This is a genomic window from Flavobacterium cupreum (assembly GCF_003996965.1).
GTDB lineage: Bacteria > Bacteroidota > Bacteroidia > Flavobacteriales > Flavobacteriaceae > Flavobacterium > Flavobacterium cupreum.
On record NZ_QWDM01000003.1, the window covers coordinates 232,001 to 249,841 of the forward strand.

A 17,841-nucleotide genomic window follows, 5' to 3' on the forward strand; every position below is an offset into this window, starting at 1 on the left:
ATCCGAAAATAGCAAAAGGGGCAAAATATTGATTTTGTCCCTTTTATTTTGGCCAATATTTAGATTATTTTAACAATTTTGCAGTTGTTTTGGCGAATAAATGGAAATTATATAAGATTTAAAGAAAAGTAGTGGAACAAAATTTCTTGTTTGATAGTCTAAGTTTGTCTCAAGCATAATAAAAGCTTAACAAATTAAAATTAAATAATTAGATATCATGAAAAAGACATTAGCTTCCGTATCATTTTTAGTACTATCATTTGCAGCAAGTGCCCAAAATATGGCAACGACAGCGGCTCAGCCTTCAGTTGACAAACCTGCATACGACAGATGGTCTATCGAATTGAATGGCGGTGTAAACAAACCAACCAGAGCTATAACGCCGGGTTATTCTACTGCAACATTAAATCCTTTCCACGCTGACTTAGGTGTGAGATATATGTTTAACCCTAAATTTGGTGTGAAACTTGATTTTGGATATGATCAATTTCAGGAACGTGATGATACGCCCGCATTCGAAAGCAGAGCGATCAGAACAAGTTTACAAGGAGTTGTAAACCTGGGAAGAGCATTAAATTTTGAAACGTGGACCAATACCATCGGTATATTGGCACATGGTGGATTTGGTGTTACGCAATTAACTTCTGATAATGGTTTTGACGGAGAAGATTATATGGGTCATGGAATCCTTGGTCTTACAGGACAAATCAGATTAAGCAACAGTATTGCTTTAACCGGAGATTTAACGGGTATCGTTAACGGAAGACAAAATCACAACTTTGACGGAATGGGTCAGACGACTACAGGTTCATTTGATGGTGTATTGCTGAATGCTTCTGTTGGTTTGACTTTTTACTTAGGTAAAAACGAAAAACATGCTGACTGGTTTTCTGAAGAAAATGAAAGATTAAATAAATTAGAAGACAGAGTTACAACAATCGAAACTAATCTTATTGATACTGATAAAGATGGTGTAGCTGATCTTTATGATTTAGAGCCAAATACGGTTTCAGGAGTTGCTGTTAATACTAAAGGACAATCTATCGATACCAATCAAAATGGGGTACCGGATGAACTGGAAAGTTATTTAGAGAAAACTTACGTTCAAAAAGGCGGAGAAACAGCAACAAATAATACAGTTGAAGAATTAATCAACGGAGGATATGTAAATGTCTATTTCGATTTTAACTCTTCTAAACCAACAAACGCTTCTTTATCAGGTGTTGATTTCTTAGTGAAATATTTGAAAAACAATCCGGGTAAATCTGCTGACATCGTTGGATATTCAGATGAAATCGGAAGTTCCGACTACAACACTGAATTATCAAGAAAAAGAGCCGAAGCTGTGAAAAACGTAGCTATCAACGCTGGAATAGATGCTTCAAGACTGAATGTAATTGCAAACGGTGAAGATACTTCTGTGAATAAAAGTTCTAAAGAAGCCCGTCAAATCGTGAGAAGAGTTACTTTCAAAGTAAAATAATATCTCTCTTATAAATTAAAAAGCCGTTTCAAATATTTGAAACGGCTTTTTTTTATGGAATAAAATGAATTAATCAATTGCTCTTTTGGTAATATCCCCGAAAGCATCGATTCTTCTGTCCCTGAAAAACGGCCAGTTCTGACGTACATTTTCCTGTAAATCCAAATCGACTTCGGCAATAAGAATTTCTTCCTGATCGTGAGACGCCTGAGCAAGAATTTCACCCTGAGGTCCGGCTATAAAAGAAGCGCCCCAAAACTGAATTCCGTCTGTACCTTCTATATATTGTTCTAAACCAATTCTGTTGGCAGCTGCAACGAAAACTCCATTGGCAACAGCATGTCCTTTCATAACATTCATCCACGCGCCATATTGGTTTTCACCGTACTGCTCTTTTTCTTTTGGATGCCATCCTATCGCTGTCGGATAAAATAATACTTCTGCTCCTTTTAGGGCCGTAATACGGGCTGCTTCCGGATACCACTGATCCCAGCAGATTAATGTCCCGACAGTTCCTTTTTGGGTTTTGATTGCCTGAAAGCCTAAGTCTCCCGGTGTAAAATAGAATTTTTCGTAGAAATGCGGATCGTCCGGAATATGCATTTTACGGTATAAACCTGCTTCTGTTCCGTCAGCATCAATAATGTAGGCACTATTGTGGTAAATTCCGGCCATTCTTTTTTCGAAGAAAGGAACAATAATTACAACCCCTAATTCTTTTGCCAGTTCACTAAAAGCAATAAAGGAAGTACTGTAAAGCGGTTCTGCCAGGGCAAAATTATCTACATCTTCGCTTTGGCAAAAATAATGGCTGCTATATAATTCGGGAAGTAAAATAACTTCAGCTCCTTTATGGGCTGCATCTTTTACCCAGCTGATACATTTTTTCAGGTTATTCTCCGCTACGTCATTCAGATTTAACTGGACAACGGCTATTTTATATTTTCTTTTCGGCATGACATAAAATTTAGAGTGCAAAAATAGTAATTTTTAGAGGAATGACAAAGTATGTCTTGCTTACTTACCTTTCATAAAAAAAGAGCCTCATTAAGCTCTTTTCTTTATAATTATTTTACAGAATCCCTTTTTGTTGAAAATATTCGTGCAATATAAACAACTCTATTCTCTTCCTTATATAATATTTTATAATCCCTAACGATTATTCTTCTATATTCAGGCTCAATTTCATCTTTTTGGTACTGTTCTACAAAGTGAATCTTCTTTGGCTAAAATATCATTTTTTACATTGTTGGCACCCTGAATAGACTTTTCTTTATAATAATTGTAAATGCTTTTTAGCTGATTCCTTGCTGTATTGGTCCAGACTACTTTTTCTATCGTACTCATTTACCAATTTTCAGATTCTTTTTCTAAATCTTCCTGTGATGTAAATTGTCCTTTTTCAATTTCTAATTTTGCGGTAGCTAATTCAGCTTTATAAACACTTCTTGTAATTGGTTTTCCATCTACCGAAAACGCCACTATTTCTTCTTCCTGATAACTTTCTATAACTGCTTTAACAACTTTTAGAAGACGTTCATCTGCAGTACTTATAGATTCTAAAATACTATCTCTTAACTCTAAAGCTCCCATAATCATATTCTTTTAATCATTCAAAGATAGTTATTTTATCTAAAATTAATTTATCAAAAAAAAAACCATTTCTCAAATATGTAATTCCTTAACGATAGAATCAAATAGTTGAAAAATGGTTATGTCCTCAATTTATCAATCAGGAAACTAATTAATCAATAACCACTTTCTGGATTATAAATTCAGTTGCTGATTTTTTGAATTTGATTTCGAAAGTTCCTTTTTCTGCCGATTTAAATTTATAAACTGCTTTTTTAGGCGTCGCAACCTGTTGTGTACAAACCTCCGGATATTTTACTTCTACCTGTAAACCTTTTACGGTTCCAATGGTTGCTTCTGTAAATTTAGTAAACTCACCGCAAGAATTGTCCGGTAAAAAAGTTACCTCATAACTAAGCTCTGTGTTTACCTTTCCGGTTGCAGGTCCTGTTACTTCAGTTGCCAAAGCATTTTTTACGGTTTCCTTTACAGGATCAGGTGTTTTGTCATCATCACGATCGCAGGATGCAAATACTGTTAACGAGAATAATACTAATAAAACTGAATTTAATTTAAACTTTTTCATAATAAATATTTGTTTGTTATTTTATTATGAAGAGGGGAATACCTGAATAAGGTTGCTTAGAAAGAATGTTAAATAATCCAAACAAAAAAGTAAACCGCTGGATGCCAAACTTTTATTCTTATATAAAAAGCATAAAAAAACACCAGCCTTGCAGCTGATGTTCGTGATATGGTGTGAAAATGATTTTAATTAATGTGCTTTCCTTCCGAAAATCTTTTTGAACAGATTTACAATTCCCAGCACTATAAATCCTGCTACCAGTCCAATTATAAATTCTTTTAAAATAGAAGGAAGTTGCGGGAATAAATGATGTAAAAATTCAATATTGTGTACAAATAAACCACCGGATACAAGCAGTAAAGCGATTGTACCGACCACAGTTAAAAGTTTAATAACCTTTGGAAGTGCCTGTACCAGAATATTTCCTATCGTTTTTAAAATACTTTTCTCTTTTTTACTGTGCTGAATCATCTTAAAGCCAACTTCATCCATTCTCACTATTATAGCGACAATACCGTAAACACCAATGGTTGCAATCAGTGCAACGATTGAAACTACTGCAATCTGCGATGAAATAGGTTTACCAATTACAGTCCCCAAAGCAATAATTACTATTTCTACCGATAAAATAAAATCGGTGACAATGGCTGATTTTATTTTATCTTTTTCAAGAGCTAAAATCTCTTCTTCGGTAAAGGTTTCTTCTGTAATTCCTTCGGAAGGCTCTTCATGGGGAAATATAAATTCATATATCTTTTCTGCACCTTCATAGGCAAGGAAAAGACCGCCCAGCACTAAAATGATAATAATCGCAATCGGAAAAAAGGCACTTAAAAGAAACGCAATTGGCAGAATAATGACTTTGTTAAGAAGCGACCCTTTGCTGATGGCCCACAAAACAGGAAGTTCTCTTGACGAAGCAAATCCTGAAGCTTTTTCGGCATTAACAGCTAAATCGTCGCCCAAAATACCGGCAGTTTTCTTTGCTGCCACTTTACTCATTACTGCAACATCATCCATGATTGCTGCGATATCATCTAATAGTACGAAAAAACCTGATGCCATTATAAGTTAATTTATTTTTTAAGTATTACGTAATCAACCGGATTTCAACACCCAGTTTAGTTTACGTTATTTGTTTTTTTTACGTACGCGAATCTAATACTTTTTATTAAATCTTTTACTAAAAATTAGCTGCACTGCCCTAAAAGCAACCAGATAATTACAAAAACAAAGATAGTACCGAAGCATCCGCCCCCTAATTTTTTCGCACCGTAACCTGCAATTAATCCTCTAAAAATATTGTTCATGATTTTGTGTTTTAAGTTAGAAGTAAATTTCTTAACTTAATTTTTAATTCAGCTTATATTACTTTTAAAAAAAGTTTCAATATTCACGGATTCAAACTTATTCCAAAAAAAAAGCACCAGCCTTTCGGCTGATGCTTCCCCAATTTAATAATTAACTAAACAAAAATCATTAAACTTTATGGGTCTGGTTTCTGAAAACCAGTTTTCCGTCGAAAGCATCAATTAAAATGATACTATCGGTTGTAATATTGTTGGCCAGAATTTCTTTCGACAACTGATTCAGTACTTCTCTCTGGATCACACGTTTTACCGGTCTTGCCCCAAACTGGGTATCATATCCTTTGTCGGATAAATACTTAATGGCTTCCGGAGTTGCATCCATCGTAATACCTTGTAAAGCCAGCATTTTGGTAACACTTTTAAGCTGCAGGCTTACAATTCTCGAAATATTTTCAACTGTTAAGGGCGTAAACAGTACAATCTCATCAATACGATTTATAAATTCCGGACGAACCGTTTGTTTCAGCAAACCTAAAACTTCCACTTTTGCAGCTTCCGTTGCGGCTTCGATACCTCCCTTTAGATTATCAAATTTTTCCTGAATGATCTGACTTCCCATATTGGAGGTCATGATTATAATGGTGTTCTTGAAATCTGCCAGGCGTCCTTTATTATCAGTTAATCGACCTTCATCCAAAACCTGCAACAAAATGTTGAACGTATCCGGATGTGCTTTTTCGATCTCGTCCAGCAAAATCACAGAGTACGGCTTTCTGCGAACGGCTTCTGTCAGTTGTCCCCCTTCATCATACCCCACATATCCCGGAGGCGCTCCAACCAAACGGCTCACACTGTGGCGTTCCTGGTATTCGCTCATATCAATACGGGTCATGGCGTTTTCATCATCAAAAAGATATTCTGCCAAAGCTTTTGCCAGCTCTGTTTTACCTACTCCGGTAGTTCCTAAAAACAGGAACGTCCCAACAGGTTTTTTCATATCCTGCAAACCGGCACGGCTTCTGCGTACGGCGTCACTTACGGCTTCAATGGCCTCTTCCTGCCCGACCACGCGTTTGTGTAATTCATCTTCCAGATGCAACAGCTTTTCTCTTTCGGTCTGAAGCATTTTCATCACCGGAATGCCGGTCCATTTTGCGACCACTTCTGCAATATCTTCACGGGTCACTTCTTCTTTTATTAAAGAATTACCGGATTGGTATTCCTGCAATTGTTTCAGTAAAACATCAAGACGTTCTTGTGCTTCTTTGATTTTCCCGTAGCGGATTTCGGCTACTTTTCCATAATCCCCTTCACGTTCGGCACGTTCGGCTTCATGTTTGAAGTCTTCGATTTCTAATTTCACAGCCTGAACCCCGTCTACCACATCTTTTTCAGTTTTCCATTTGGTATAGATTTCATTTCGCTCTTCTTTCAGGTTGGCCAGATCCATTCCTAAAATCTTAAGCTTGCTTTCTTCCTTTTCGCGTTTAATAGCTTCAATTTCGATTTCAAGCTGCATGATTTTACGATCCAGCACATCCAGTTCTTCCGGTTTGGAGTTGATTTCCATACGCAATTTGGAAGCTGCCTCATCCATTAAATCAATGGCTTTGTCCGGTAGGAAACGATTGGTAATATAACGTTGGGAAAGTTCTACCGCTGCAATAATAGCTTCGTCTTTTATCTGAACTTTATGGTGTGTCTCGTACTTTTCCTTAATACCACGCAAAATTGAAATGGCACTTTCGGTATCCGGTTCATCAATTAAAACCTTTTGAAAACGACGCTCCAGCGCTTTATCTTTTTCAAAATATTTCTGGTATTCATCTAAGGTTGTTGCTCCGATTGCTCTTAATTCTCCACGGGCCAGAGCCGGTTTTAAAATGTTCGCCGCATCCATCGCACCTTCTCCTCCACCCGCTCCCACGAGCGTATGAATTTCATCGATAAACAAAACGATATCACCTTCTGCAGCTGTTACTTCTTTTACTACTGATTTTAATCTTTCTTCAAATTCCCCTTTGTATTTGGCTCCGGCAATTAACGCTCCCATATCCAGAGAGAAAACGATTTTATCTTTCAGGTTTTCAGGCACATCGCCATCTACAATTCTATGGGCCAATCCTTCTGCGATGGCGGTTTTACCTACTCCCGGCTCCCCTACCAGCATCGGATTGTTTTTGGTTCTTCGGGTAAGAATCTGTAATACGCGTCGGATTTCTTCATCACGGCCGATCACCGGATCCAGTTTTCCGGTACGCGCTAATTCGTTCAGGTTTTTCGCGTATTTATTTAAGGAATTATAATTTTCCTCAGCAGAAGCCGAAGTCACTCGTTCTCCCTTTCTAAGTTCTTCTATTGTAGCTTTTAAAGCTTTCCCGGTAACTCCCTGATCTTTTAAAATCTGGGCTACTTTACTTTTTGAATCGAAAATGGCCAAAATTAAATGCTCGATCGAAACGTATTCATCGTTCATTTTTTGTGCAATGATTTCAGCTTCATTCAGGGCTTTGTTTGCATCCCTTGACAATAGAATATCTCCACCTGAAACTTTTGGAAAGCTTTGAATGGTTGAATCTAATACCTGCAGGAACAACGGTACATTAACGTTAAGTTTTTTCAAAATAAAAGGCGCTACATTTTCGTCAACTTCAAAAATGGCCTTAAAAATGTGTTCGTTTTCTATTTGCTGCTGCCCATACCGTTGAGCCAACTGTTGTGACAGCTGAATGGCTTCCTGAGATTTAGTTGTAAATTTATTTATGTTCATATTTTTGTAAGATTTAGGTTTGTTATTTTAATTTTGAAAATTGATACCATCAAAATTTGATTTTATTGCATCAAAATTTAATTTTAAATGATATAACTTTGCTAAGGTCTATTCAAATTATAGTCCATAGTAAAAATTAAGACAAAATGACATTAAAAATGAGAAAATCAATCATTAGAAATGTCAAAAAGTCATAAAAACAGTCAAATTATGAGTTTTTTAAATTCAATCTTCGGAGATTCGGAAAAATCTGATTCCCAAAAAAGCAAAATAAACTGGATTCCTCTTACAAATTTAGCACAGTTAAGCGATATAGAAACCCTTTCGAATGTTAAGCCTATTGTAATTTTTAAGCACAGTACCCGATGCAGTATCAGCCGGATGGCCCTGAAACAATTCGAAAGAGACTACGATCTGGACGAAACCGTTGATGCCTTCTTTCTGGATTTAATTGAACATCGTGACGTCTCTAACGAGATCGCCAACCGTTTTAATGTGTATCACGAATCACCACAATTGATTTTAATCAAAAACGGTAAGGCTGTGTACAACGTTTCCCACAGCGATATTGATGCAGAAGCTTTGAAAGCTAAAGTTTAGGAAAGATCGGGAAAATTATGAGTTATGGGTTATGAGTTATGAGTACGAAATAGAAATAGAAATAGAAATAGAAATAGAAATAGAAATAGAAACAAAAAAGTAAAACCCTGAACTTGAAAATTCAGGGTTTTACTTTTTTATGTAGTTATGGTTTATAGTTTTTAGTTTATGGTTTATAGTTTATAGTTTATGGCTTTTAGTTTATAGTTATGATTCAATTCTAGCTCATAACACCTAACTCATAATTAACAACTCATAACTCATAACTCCTAACTCATAACTCTTAAAAAAAAAATCAAAAATTACCATCTGATCCTCCTCCGCTAAAGCCACCGCCTCCAAATTCCATTGGGGATTCCGGTGCTTTTACTTCCGGTTTCATTCCAAAGGTTGAAGCGATAATTAAGGCTTCCGCATTTAAAAAGGCAGTGGAATTAGAGATTCTGTCCGGTTTAAATGTTACTCCGGCTTCCTTGTGTTTTAATTTTTTGATGGCTAAAAATACTATTGCAAATAAAACCAGACCTCCCAATGTTAATGCAACTTCTATGGGCAGCACCGAATAATAAAACCGAAAGCTGTAAAATGAAAAGGCAATCGCGGCAAAACTAATCCAAAGCATAATTCTGTCCTTGTTTTTTAAGGCAAAAACCAAGTACAAAACCGGGATTCCAAAGGTGAAAATCCAGAAGAAAAATGCGAACGGAATTTCAGGACTTATTTCATAATAAGTATCGGCTAAACTTGCTGAAAATTCCCTTACGACCAAATAATTTCCGGAGAAATACAGCAGAATTAAACTCAGGTTTTTTATTAAAAGAAGTCCGTTGTAGTAGAAGGGTTCTTCGAGTTTACTTATAATTCTTCGGCAAAAATAATAGGTTCCTATACTGTACAGCATCATAAAGAATGGTAAAATTGCCTGTCCTGCTTCCAGAAAATCAAATATAGCGTATCCTAAGGTTGCCGTAAATGCCAGGTAAAAAACCAATGCAGACAGCAAATGTACATAACGCAAATAAGCGATCAGTGAAACAATTGTTACCGCTATTGTAATGGCCAATATGTTATCACCATCTGTCGAAACTCCAACAGCAAAACCAATATTCAGCTGTAATCCTAAGATAAAAGCATCGTCAAGTCCGTGATGATGATAATCCTGTTTAGTCAGAATTTCTGATCCGACAACACCAATAATGGCGAACAGATACGGGAATATTTTCCAGCTCTCATCCATTCCGGAAAGTCCCAAAAGCGAAACCACACCGCATAAGGAAGAGTACAAAAAGGAACCCAGCAAAAAGAAACCGAGACGGACTAATATGTTTTTGTGGTTGTTTAGAACGAGAAGTTCTTTTTTTATAAAATCAAGCTGCTCTTTTCCTATAAAACCAGCACTTTTTAATGAATCTGCTTCTTCAATCAAAGCTGAATTTTCTAACTTACTTTTATTTAATAATATCATTCGGCGATTTCTTTATTGAAGTTCTTAATTAATTTGATAAACAGAATTATGGAACCAATAAAATAGGCAGGGATAACCATAACAAATAATACCCAGATATCGGAGAAGTCAATATTCTCGAAAACCCTGAAAATAAATATATTTATTCCGATGTAGGCATATATAATCATAAAAACAAACAAGGAGATTGCCTTTACTTCATGGCTGATTTTATAAAAATAAAAACTGGATCCGGCCAGAATAATCGAAAAAGCAAACCAGATTCCCTTATGGTCGTTTACCAAATTGCTAATGGAAGCGATACTAATCATGTGCAGAGCAAATGTCAGGTAGATGAGATTAAAGTGTGTCTTGAGCTGGATTTTTGAACTGTAAATCGTCCATAATATTAATAATCCTCCCAATATAACGGCAGAATAACTTAAATCCTGATGCGAATAGAAATCATTTTTAAGCAAATCCTGCGGCGTTACCGAAAAACCGACGTAAGCTGTAAGGCCTGTAATCGCAATCGTCAGAACGCTTTTATTGTCAAAATAATACGCGCAAAAGAAACTCACAATCGTTGGAACCAATGTGGCCAGACCGTAATGTGTCCCGAAAGGCTTGTACTGAAATTGCAGATAACCAATAAAAATACATGTCAGAATATTGGCTGCAAGCACCAGATATTCCAAAACAGGGCTTTCAAAAGTGGTTTCTGATTTCTGAAATCCTTTTGAATTCTTAAAACAAAAGTAAAAACAGATTACGATAACAATCAGTAACAAAGACAAAATTGCTATATGTCCAATCGTATCGATATTTTCATAAATCAGGATTCCAATTCCGGATGTAAAAAGCAAAACCGATAAATACAGGAACATTTTTAATTCGGCATTTAATGAAAAAATACCTGAACTGCGGTACTCTTTTATCTGAACCAATTGTTCTTCGGTAATGAAATTTTTCTCAAAAAGAGTTTGAGTTGCCTGTTCTTCAAATTTTGCCATAGTCTTATTTTAAGATAACTGATTCTCAAATGTAGGGATTTGGCATGGAATTTCTGTCGTAACAACAAAGGATTTACTCAAAAAAAAGCGTTATGAGAAGATCATAACGCTTTTTATATTTTTAAAACAATTCTCAAACCACTTACACTAAAGCAATTTTACTAAAGCGTAAATCCTGACTAATAGCTGTTAAGCATTTTAAGTTTTATGGCATCCAGGCATAAATTATTAATACTGCCTTCGTGGGTATGTTTTGTTGCTTTTGGAGAGCTATAGGTTCCTGCTTCCAGCTGTTCTGCAACGGCTTTGTAGGCATCCCTGAATGGCATTCCGGCGACTACCATTTCGTTAAGCGTATCTACGGTAAACAAATAATCGTATTTTTTATCTTCCAGAATATGTTCTTTTACCGTAATGTCTTTTATGGAGAAAATAGCGATATCCAGACAGGCTTTTAAATTTTGGATTGCAGGAAAAAGTCCTTCTTTCAACAGCTGTAAATCCCTGTGGTAACCACTTGGAAGGTTATTGGTGATTAAAGTAATTTCGTAAGGCAAGGCCTGAATTTTGTTGCATTTTCCTCTGATTAATTCAAATACATCCGGGTTTTTCTTGTGCGGCATAATACTCGAACCTGTGGTAAGATGTGAGGGCAAGCCAATAAAATCAAAGTTCTGGCTCATGTACAAACACACGTCCATGGCAAATTTTGACAAGGTTGCTGCTACGCTGCTCATGGCAAAGGCTACTGTTTTCTCGGCTTTTCCACGGCTCATCTGAGCGGCAACGGCATTGAATTTTAACGTTTCAAAACCCAATTCCTGAGTCGTAAATGTTCTGTTGATAGGAAACGAACTCCCGTAACCTGCGGCTGAACCCAACGGATTCTGGTCTACAATTTTTCCTGCTGCATTCAGCATGGTGATATCGTCAATCAGGCTTTCGGCGTAAGCAGAAAACCACATTCCGAAAGAGGAAGGCATTGCAATCTGCAAATGTGTATATCCCGGCAATAATGCATTTTGATGTTTTTCTGCGGATTCCATCAGTAAATCAAAAAGTGTTTTGACCTGCTCTTTTAAGGCTTTGACTTCGTCTTTCAGATACAAATGTACATCCACCAAAACCTGATCGTTACGCGATCGGGCGGTATGAATTTTTTTTCCGGCATCACCCAGTTTTACCGTTAATAAATATTCGATTTTAGAGTGAACATCTTCAAAGCTGTCTTCGATGATGAAGTTTCCTTTTGCGATATCTGCGATGATTTCGTTTAATGCTTCGACTAAAGAATCCGTTTCTTCTGCGGTCAGCAAACCAATTTGTCCCAGCATTTTGGCGTGTGCAATAGAGCCTAATGCGTCGTATTTTGCCAGAACCAAATCGAGATCCCTATCGTTTCCAACAGTGAATTGTTCGATTTGTTTGTCTGTTGGTATTCCTTTTTCCCAAAGTTTCATAACTTAGATTTTTAGACTTCTTAGATTATTGGATATTTAGACTCTTTAGACTATTAGATTTTTGATCTTATTTTCTAATTATTCCTAAATGCCGTTGTTTATACTTTTGGTTTTGTAGCCCCGATAGCAGTGAAAATCCTTTTATTTTTTTCTTTAAAAAATAAAAGATTGGAACGGATAGCGGGATTAGCTCCTACTCCTTAGACTTCGCTCAGGACGACAATTATAATTTAAAGAAACCGGTTAGTATTTTGATGTACAAATCGACTCCTTCCTCAATTTCACTGATAAAAATAAACTCATCTGCCGAATGTGACCGCAGCGTTTCCCCGGGTCCCAGTTTTAAAGACTGACAGCTCAAAACCGACTGATCTGAAAGCGTTGGCGATCCGTAAGTCGTTCTTCCCAAAGCGATTCCGGCCTGAACTAAGCCGTGCGCAACCGGGATGGATGAAGCATTTAAATGCATTGATCGAGGGGTAACTTCGGCGTTAATATTGGCTTTAACGACGTCAAGGATTTCAGTGTTGGAGTAACAGTCGGTTACCCGGATATCTACCACCAGATCACATTCAGACGGCACCACATTATGCTGTTTTCCGGCACTGATCTGCGTTACGGTCATTTTAACGGGACCCAGAACTTCAGATACCTTGTCGAATTTATAATTTTTAAACCATTCCATTACGGGAATTGATTTGTATAAAGCATTATCGTCGTTTTGGTGTGCCGCATGGCTTGCTGTTCCCTTTACTTTTACATCCAGAACCAGTAATCCTTTTTCGGCAACAGCCAACTGCATTAAAGTGGGCTCGCCTACAATGGCGCAATCCAGTTCCGGCAAATGCTGTAAAACGCTGTTTAAACCACTTTTACCACTGCTCTCTTCTTCTGCAGAAGCTACTATTACTATATTGTAAGGTAAATTTTCGTTGTGATAAAAATGCACGAATGTGGCCAGTAACGAAACCAGACATCCTCCGGCATCATTGCTTCCTAAACCGAATAATTTGCCGTCTTTTTCGATTGCCTTAAATGGATCGTTGGTATACGCCTGATTGGGTTTTACGGTATCGTGATGAGAATTTAATAACAGTGTTGGTTTGGTTTCGTTAAAATATTTATTGAAAGCCCACACATTATTGTTTTCTCTTTTAAAAGGAATTTCGTTTTGACTGAACCAATTTTCTATTAAAAGTGCTGTTTGATCTTCTTCACTGGAAAATGAAGGGGTTTCAATCAGATTTTTTAATAATTGTATGGCTTCTTTGGTAAGCGTTTCTATATTCTTCATAGTGTATGTTCTGTGCCACGAAGGCTCGAAGTCACAAAGTTTTTAATTGATTCTTATTACCAATTGTGTGACAATTTTAATTTGCGCAAATTTCTTAAATTAATATTTAAAATGTCTTCGCTGGCTCTGTTTTTTTGCCACGAATTACACAAATTTGCACTAATTTTTTAAAAATTTTAATTCGCGGAAATCTGTGTAATTTGTGGCAACCTTTTATAATGTAATAGTGGTATGCAAAACATCAGGATTCTGAAGCATTTTGTGATGTCCGATTTTGATTTTCTGAACACCTCTTGCCAGACTATTGAAACAATTATCCAATTTGGGAATCATTCCGGAATGGATCACTTTTTCTGCTTTTAGTTTATGGTAAAGCTCTTCATTAATCGCTGTAATTACGGAGGAATCGTCTTCTGAATCCTGCAAAACGCCTTGTTTTTCAAAACAGTACGTTAACGTAACCTCAAAAACTTCAGACAAAGCGATTGACAATTCGCTTGCAATTGTATCGGCATTTGTATTTAGTAATTGTCCGTTTTTGTCGTGTGTAATGGCGCAGAAGACAGGAACAATTCCGTTTTCGAGCAATGTCGCCAGCAATTTTGTATTTACCTGCTTAACATCTCCCACAAAACCATAATCAATTGTCGGATGATTTCTTTTTGTTGACTGAATTAAATTTCCGTCAGCTCCTGAAAAACCAATGGCGTTATTGTCTTTCGACTGCAATTGTGCGACGATATGTTTATTGATCTGCCCGGCATAAATCATAACGACAACATCCAGCATCGGAGCGTCTGTTATACGTCGGCCTTCGATCATTTGCGGAACAAGACCAATACTTTCAGCCATTTTCGTAGCGGATTTTCCCCCTCCGTGGACTAACACTTTGTAGCCTTCAATTTTAGAAAAATCGGTTAAAAAATGTTCTAATTCGGTTGGATTGTCAATTATGTTTCCGCCTATTTTTATTACTGTTACCATTTTTTTAGGTTCAGAGGTCCAGAGGCTCAAAGGTTCAAAGGTTTTGATAAAGGTTTGATACCTTTGCTCCTTTGCAACTTTGCACCTTTGTGCCTTATTTATAACTTCTTTAAAATCTTCTGCAACACCAATTGTGCCGAATAGGTTCTGTTATTCGCCTGCTGAATTACGATTGAATTCTCGCTGTCTATCACTTCGTCGCTTACGATTACATTACGTCTTACGGGAAGGCAATGCATGAATTTTCCGTTGTTGGTCAATGCCATTTTCTCGGCGGTAACAGTCCACTCGGGATCAATGTTCGTTACTTTTCCGTAGTCGTTAAAATTACTCCAGTTTTTTACGTACACAAAATCGGCGTTTTCGAAAGCTTTGTTTTGGTCGTATTCGATTTTGCAGTCTTTGGTAATTTCCGGACTCAGTTCGTAGCCTTCCGGATGCGTGATCACAAAATCCATGTTTTTTTGCAGCTGCATCATTTCTACAAAGGAATTCGCTACTGCCTGAGGTAACGCTTTGGGATGCGGCGCCCACGAAAGCACTACTTTTGGTTTGTGTTCTGTCTTGTATTCCTCCATCGTGATGGCATCTGCCAGGGACTGAAGCGGATGACGCACAGCACTTTCCATGTTTACGATCGGCACTGTAGCGTATTTTAGGAATCCCGAAATAACCGTTTCGGCATAATCTTTTTCTTTATCTTCTAAACCTGCAAAAGCACGAATGGCAATAATATCACAGTATTGCGAAACTACTTCTGCCGCTTCCTTAATATGTTCCGAAGCTCCTGAATTCATTATGGCTCCGTCTTCAAATTCCAATGTCCAGCCTTCGTTGGTAAAGTTCATGACCATGACATTCATTCCCAGGTTTAAAGCTGCCTTCTGAGTACTCAGACGTGTTCTTAAACTCGGATTGAAAAATAACATTCCCAGTGTTTTATTTCTGCCTAAACTTTGATTTTTAAGCGGGTTCTTCTTGATTTTTAACGCGCTTCTTACCCATTTTGATAAGGAGTTGACATCCTGAATTGAAATATAATTCATAATTTTTTGTTTTATCGTTAATTTGTTTAACTGTTTAATTTGTTTTATCGATTAACCGAATTAACGATTAGACAAATAAACATTTTACACAATCTTTGTGAACGGAATTTCGTCCTTTAATGCTTTTAAAATAAAATTATCATCTAATCCGTTGACGATCCACGTTTCGATATGGGCCGCTTTTGCAATTCCGGCCGCTTCAATTTTGGACTGCATGCCACCGGTTCCGTGTGATGATTTTGACTCTCCGATTTCTTTTTCCAATACTTTTAAATCATTTACTATTCTAATGGTTTCCGGATTTTCATCGTGAATGGAATCCTTGGTGTAAATTCCGTTTGTATTCGTGGCAATAATCAGAATATCAACATTTAAAAGGACTGCCGTTAAAGCTGCTAATTTATCGTTGTCGCCAAACCGGATCTCATCTGTGGCAACGGTATCATTTTCATTAATAATCGGAATATAATTGTTTTCCACCAAAACGTTAATGGTATTGACAATGTTTACTTTCGACTGGTCTTTTTCGAAATCAGAATACGATAATAAACACTGTGAAGTCAATAATCCCAAATCACTGAAATTTTCATGGAAAATCCGCATTAAATGGGGCTGACCTATTGATGCCAGGGCTTGTTTTAGTGCAATTTCTTTTCCTTTGCTTTCCAGTTTTACAAATTGCCTGGCGGCTGCAATGGCTCCGGAACTCACAATTACAAACTCGTATTCTTTGTTGAGCGCAGCAATCTGCATTCCGATATCTTCAATCTTTCCCCGCGAAATATGATTGGTTTCCTTGGTTAAAGTATTACTTCCTATTTTTAATAAAATCCGCTTTTTTTCCATGTTATTGTCTTAACCGCAGTTTTTTTTAACCGCAAAGTGCGCAAGGTTTTTTTTTATGTTGTTTGTGTTTACAAACGCTAAGTTCGCAAAGCTAAATCTTTAATAAATTCCAATTTTTTAAAATTCCAAATTTCAATAGATTGAATAAAATTCCAATTATTACAATATCTCATTTGAAACTCCAAATTCCAATAAACAATCCAATTATCTAATTATCTCAATTATCAAATTATCTAATTTGCCCATCCCCATAAACATACCATTTATTCGTAACCAAATGTTGTAATCCAATGGGGCCCCTTTGGTGCAATTTATCTGTGCTTATGGCTAATTCTCCTCCTAAACCAAATTGTCCGCCGTCTGTAAAACGGGTTGAGGCGTTTTGATAAACGGCAGCGGTATCTACTGCGTCCATAAATTCCTGTGCTGCTGTATCGTCTCTGGTAATAATTACAGCCGAATGTCCGCCGCAATATTTGTTGATTTTTTCGATTGCCTTTTCCTCAGAATCAATGGTTCCGATGACAATTTTATAATCCAGAAATTCTTCATACCAGATAGCTTCATTTTGAAGTGTTGCTGTATCTTCGAAAGTTTTTAACGATTCATCCACAATAACTTCAACATTGTGTTCTTTTAATTCTTCTATTAAAATAGCGGTAAAACCTTCAAAGTTGGGCAATTTAGAATCTATTAAAACCTTATCAACTGCATTGCAGGCCGAAATTTTAGAGGTTTTGGCATTCAAAATTACTTTTAGTGCCAAATCTGTATCTGCTTTTTCGTGAACGTAAACAAAATTATTCCCGCGTCCGCTTACTATAACAGGACAAGTGGCGTGTGCTTTTACAAATTCAATTAGTTTTTCTCCTCCTCTCGGAACAATTAAATCTACTTTTTGAGTTGGTTTTTCTAAAAAAGCCTGAGTTTCTGTACGATTATAATTAAGATACTCCACCCAGTCTTTTGAAATTCCGTTTTCTTCTAAGGCCTGATGCCATAAATCAACAATTTTCAAATTAGACTTTAAAGCTTCTTTTCCTCCCTTTAACAAAATCTTATTTCCGGATTTAAAGGCAATTCCACCTGCCTCAATGGTGACATCGGGACGTGATTCGTAAATAATCAGTATCGTTCCGAAAGCAGCTGTTTTATTAATCACTTTAATTCCATTATCATGCACAAAATGAAAACGTTCTACTCCAACCGGATCTTCCTGGGAAGCCAGCTGATTCAGGGATAAAATCATCTCGTCGACTTTTTTATCATCTACTTTCAGGCGTTCTTCCATCGCTAAATCGGATCCATCGTACGCTTGCAAATCCTCGTGATTGGTGAGAATTATGCTGCTCCGCTCCTGCCCGACCAGCTTTACCATAGACCGCAAAACCAGATTTCGCTTTTCAATTGATAATAGATTCATTTTTTTTTTG

General features: G+C 36.8%; 16 protein-coding genes. 2 read left to right on the plus strand and 14 right to left on the minus strand.

The features are described from left to right. Positions 1–217 precede the first annotated feature (217 nt). A complete protein-coding gene (locus D0817_RS05785) occupies positions 218–1,483 on the plus strand; it encodes an OmpA family protein (RefSeq protein ID WP_127337457.1) in 1,266 nt (421 codons plus the stop codon). A 69-nt stretch (positions 1,484–1,552) separates the two neighbouring features. On the opposite strand, the gene D0817_RS05790 is transcribed toward D0817_RS05785, so the two are convergent. From D0817_RS05790 to clpB, 6 genes are all read right to left on the minus strand, one after another. Further along, a complete protein-coding gene (locus D0817_RS05790; protein ID WP_127337458.1) occupies positions 1,553–2,440 on the minus strand; it encodes a carbon-nitrogen hydrolase in 888 nt (295 codons plus the stop codon). A 228-nt stretch (positions 2,441–2,668) separates the two neighbouring features. Continuing rightward, entirely contained in the window at positions 2,669–2,830 is a 162-nt protein-coding gene (locus tag D0817_RS25640; protein WP_127337459.1) for a type II toxin-antitoxin system RelE/ParE family toxin, read from the minus strand. Then, complete coding sequence (locus D0817_RS05800; protein ID WP_127337460.1) at positions 2,831–3,076, minus strand: hypothetical protein; 246 nt, start codon at positions 3,074–3,076, stop codon at positions 2,831–2,833. A 151-nt stretch (positions 3,077–3,227) separates the two neighbouring features. Further along, positions 3,228–3,641, minus strand: a complete 414-nt coding sequence (locus tag D0817_RS05805; RefSeq protein WP_127337461.1) for a hypothetical protein — start codon at positions 3,639–3,641, stop codon at positions 3,228–3,230. Positions 3,642–3,830: 189 nt separating this feature from the next. Further along, positions 3,831–4,706: a DUF808 domain-containing protein gene (locus tag D0817_RS05810; RefSeq protein ID WP_127337462.1), complete on the minus strand. Its 876-nt coding sequence runs from the start codon at positions 4,704–4,706 to the stop codon at positions 3,831–3,833. A gap of 414 nt (positions 4,707–5,120) precedes the next feature. Further along, the gene (gene clpB / locus D0817_RS05815; RefSeq protein WP_127337463.1) at positions 5,121–7,721 is read right to left on the minus strand and encodes an ATP-dependent chaperone ClpB; all 2,601 of its coding nucleotides are present in this window, start codon (positions 7,719–7,721) and stop codon (positions 5,121–5,123) included. 210 nt (positions 7,722–7,931) lie between these two features. Here clpB and ytxJ point away from each other — a divergent pair, with 210 nt between their 5' ends. After that, positions 7,932–8,321 (plus strand): bacillithiol system redox-active protein YtxJ, encoded by a 390-nt coding sequence (gene ytxJ / locus D0817_RS05820; RefSeq protein ID WP_127337464.1) that lies wholly within the window; start codon positions 7,932–7,934, stop codon positions 8,319–8,321. Positions 8,322–8,616: 295 nt separating this feature from the next. Here the strand turns inward: ytxJ and D0817_RS05825 are convergent, their stop codons facing one another. From D0817_RS05825 to D0817_RS05860, 8 genes are all read right to left on the minus strand, one after another. Further along, on the minus strand, positions 8,617–9,786 hold the full coding sequence (locus D0817_RS05825) for a hypothetical protein (RefSeq protein WP_127337465.1): 1,170 nt from the start codon (positions 9,784–9,786) through the stop codon (positions 8,617–8,619). Continuing rightward, positions 9,783–10,778 (minus strand): DUF2157 domain-containing protein, encoded by a 996-nt coding sequence (locus D0817_RS05830; protein WP_127337466.1) that lies wholly within the window; start codon positions 10,776–10,778, stop codon positions 9,783–9,785. Before D0817_RS05830 ends, D0817_RS05825 begins: the two co-directional genes overlap by 4 nt. A gap of 179 nt (positions 10,779–10,957) precedes the next feature. Beyond that, entirely contained in the window at positions 10,958–12,238 is a 1,281-nt protein-coding gene (argH, locus tag D0817_RS05835; RefSeq protein WP_127337467.1) for an argininosuccinate lyase, read from the minus strand. 223 nt (positions 12,239–12,461) lie between these two features. Then, the gene (locus D0817_RS05840) at positions 12,462–13,532 is read right to left on the minus strand and encodes a M20 family metallo-hydrolase (RefSeq protein ID WP_127337468.1); all 1,071 of its coding nucleotides are present in this window, start codon (positions 13,530–13,532) and stop codon (positions 12,462–12,464) included. Positions 13,533–13,745: 213 nt separating this feature from the next. Then, on the minus strand, positions 13,746–14,516 hold the full coding sequence (gene argB, locus D0817_RS05845; protein ID WP_127337469.1) for an acetylglutamate kinase: 771 nt from the start codon (positions 14,514–14,516) through the stop codon (positions 13,746–13,748). Between the two features lie 98 nt (positions 14,517–14,614). After that, positions 14,615–15,562 (minus strand): N-acetylornithine carbamoyltransferase, encoded by a 948-nt coding sequence (locus tag D0817_RS05850; RefSeq protein WP_127337470.1) that lies wholly within the window; start codon positions 15,560–15,562, stop codon positions 14,615–14,617. 84 nt (positions 15,563–15,646) lie between these two features. Continuing rightward, positions 15,647–16,408 (minus strand): glutamate 5-kinase, encoded by a 762-nt coding sequence (gene proB, locus D0817_RS05855; RefSeq protein WP_127337471.1) that lies wholly within the window; start codon positions 16,406–16,408, stop codon positions 15,647–15,649. Positions 16,409–16,637: 229 nt separating this feature from the next. Beyond that, positions 16,638–17,831, minus strand: coding sequence for a glutamate-5-semialdehyde dehydrogenase (locus tag D0817_RS05860; RefSeq protein ID WP_127337472.1), 1,194 nt, complete (start codon positions 17,829–17,831; stop codon positions 16,638–16,640). Positions 17,832–17,841 lie beyond the last annotated feature (10 nt).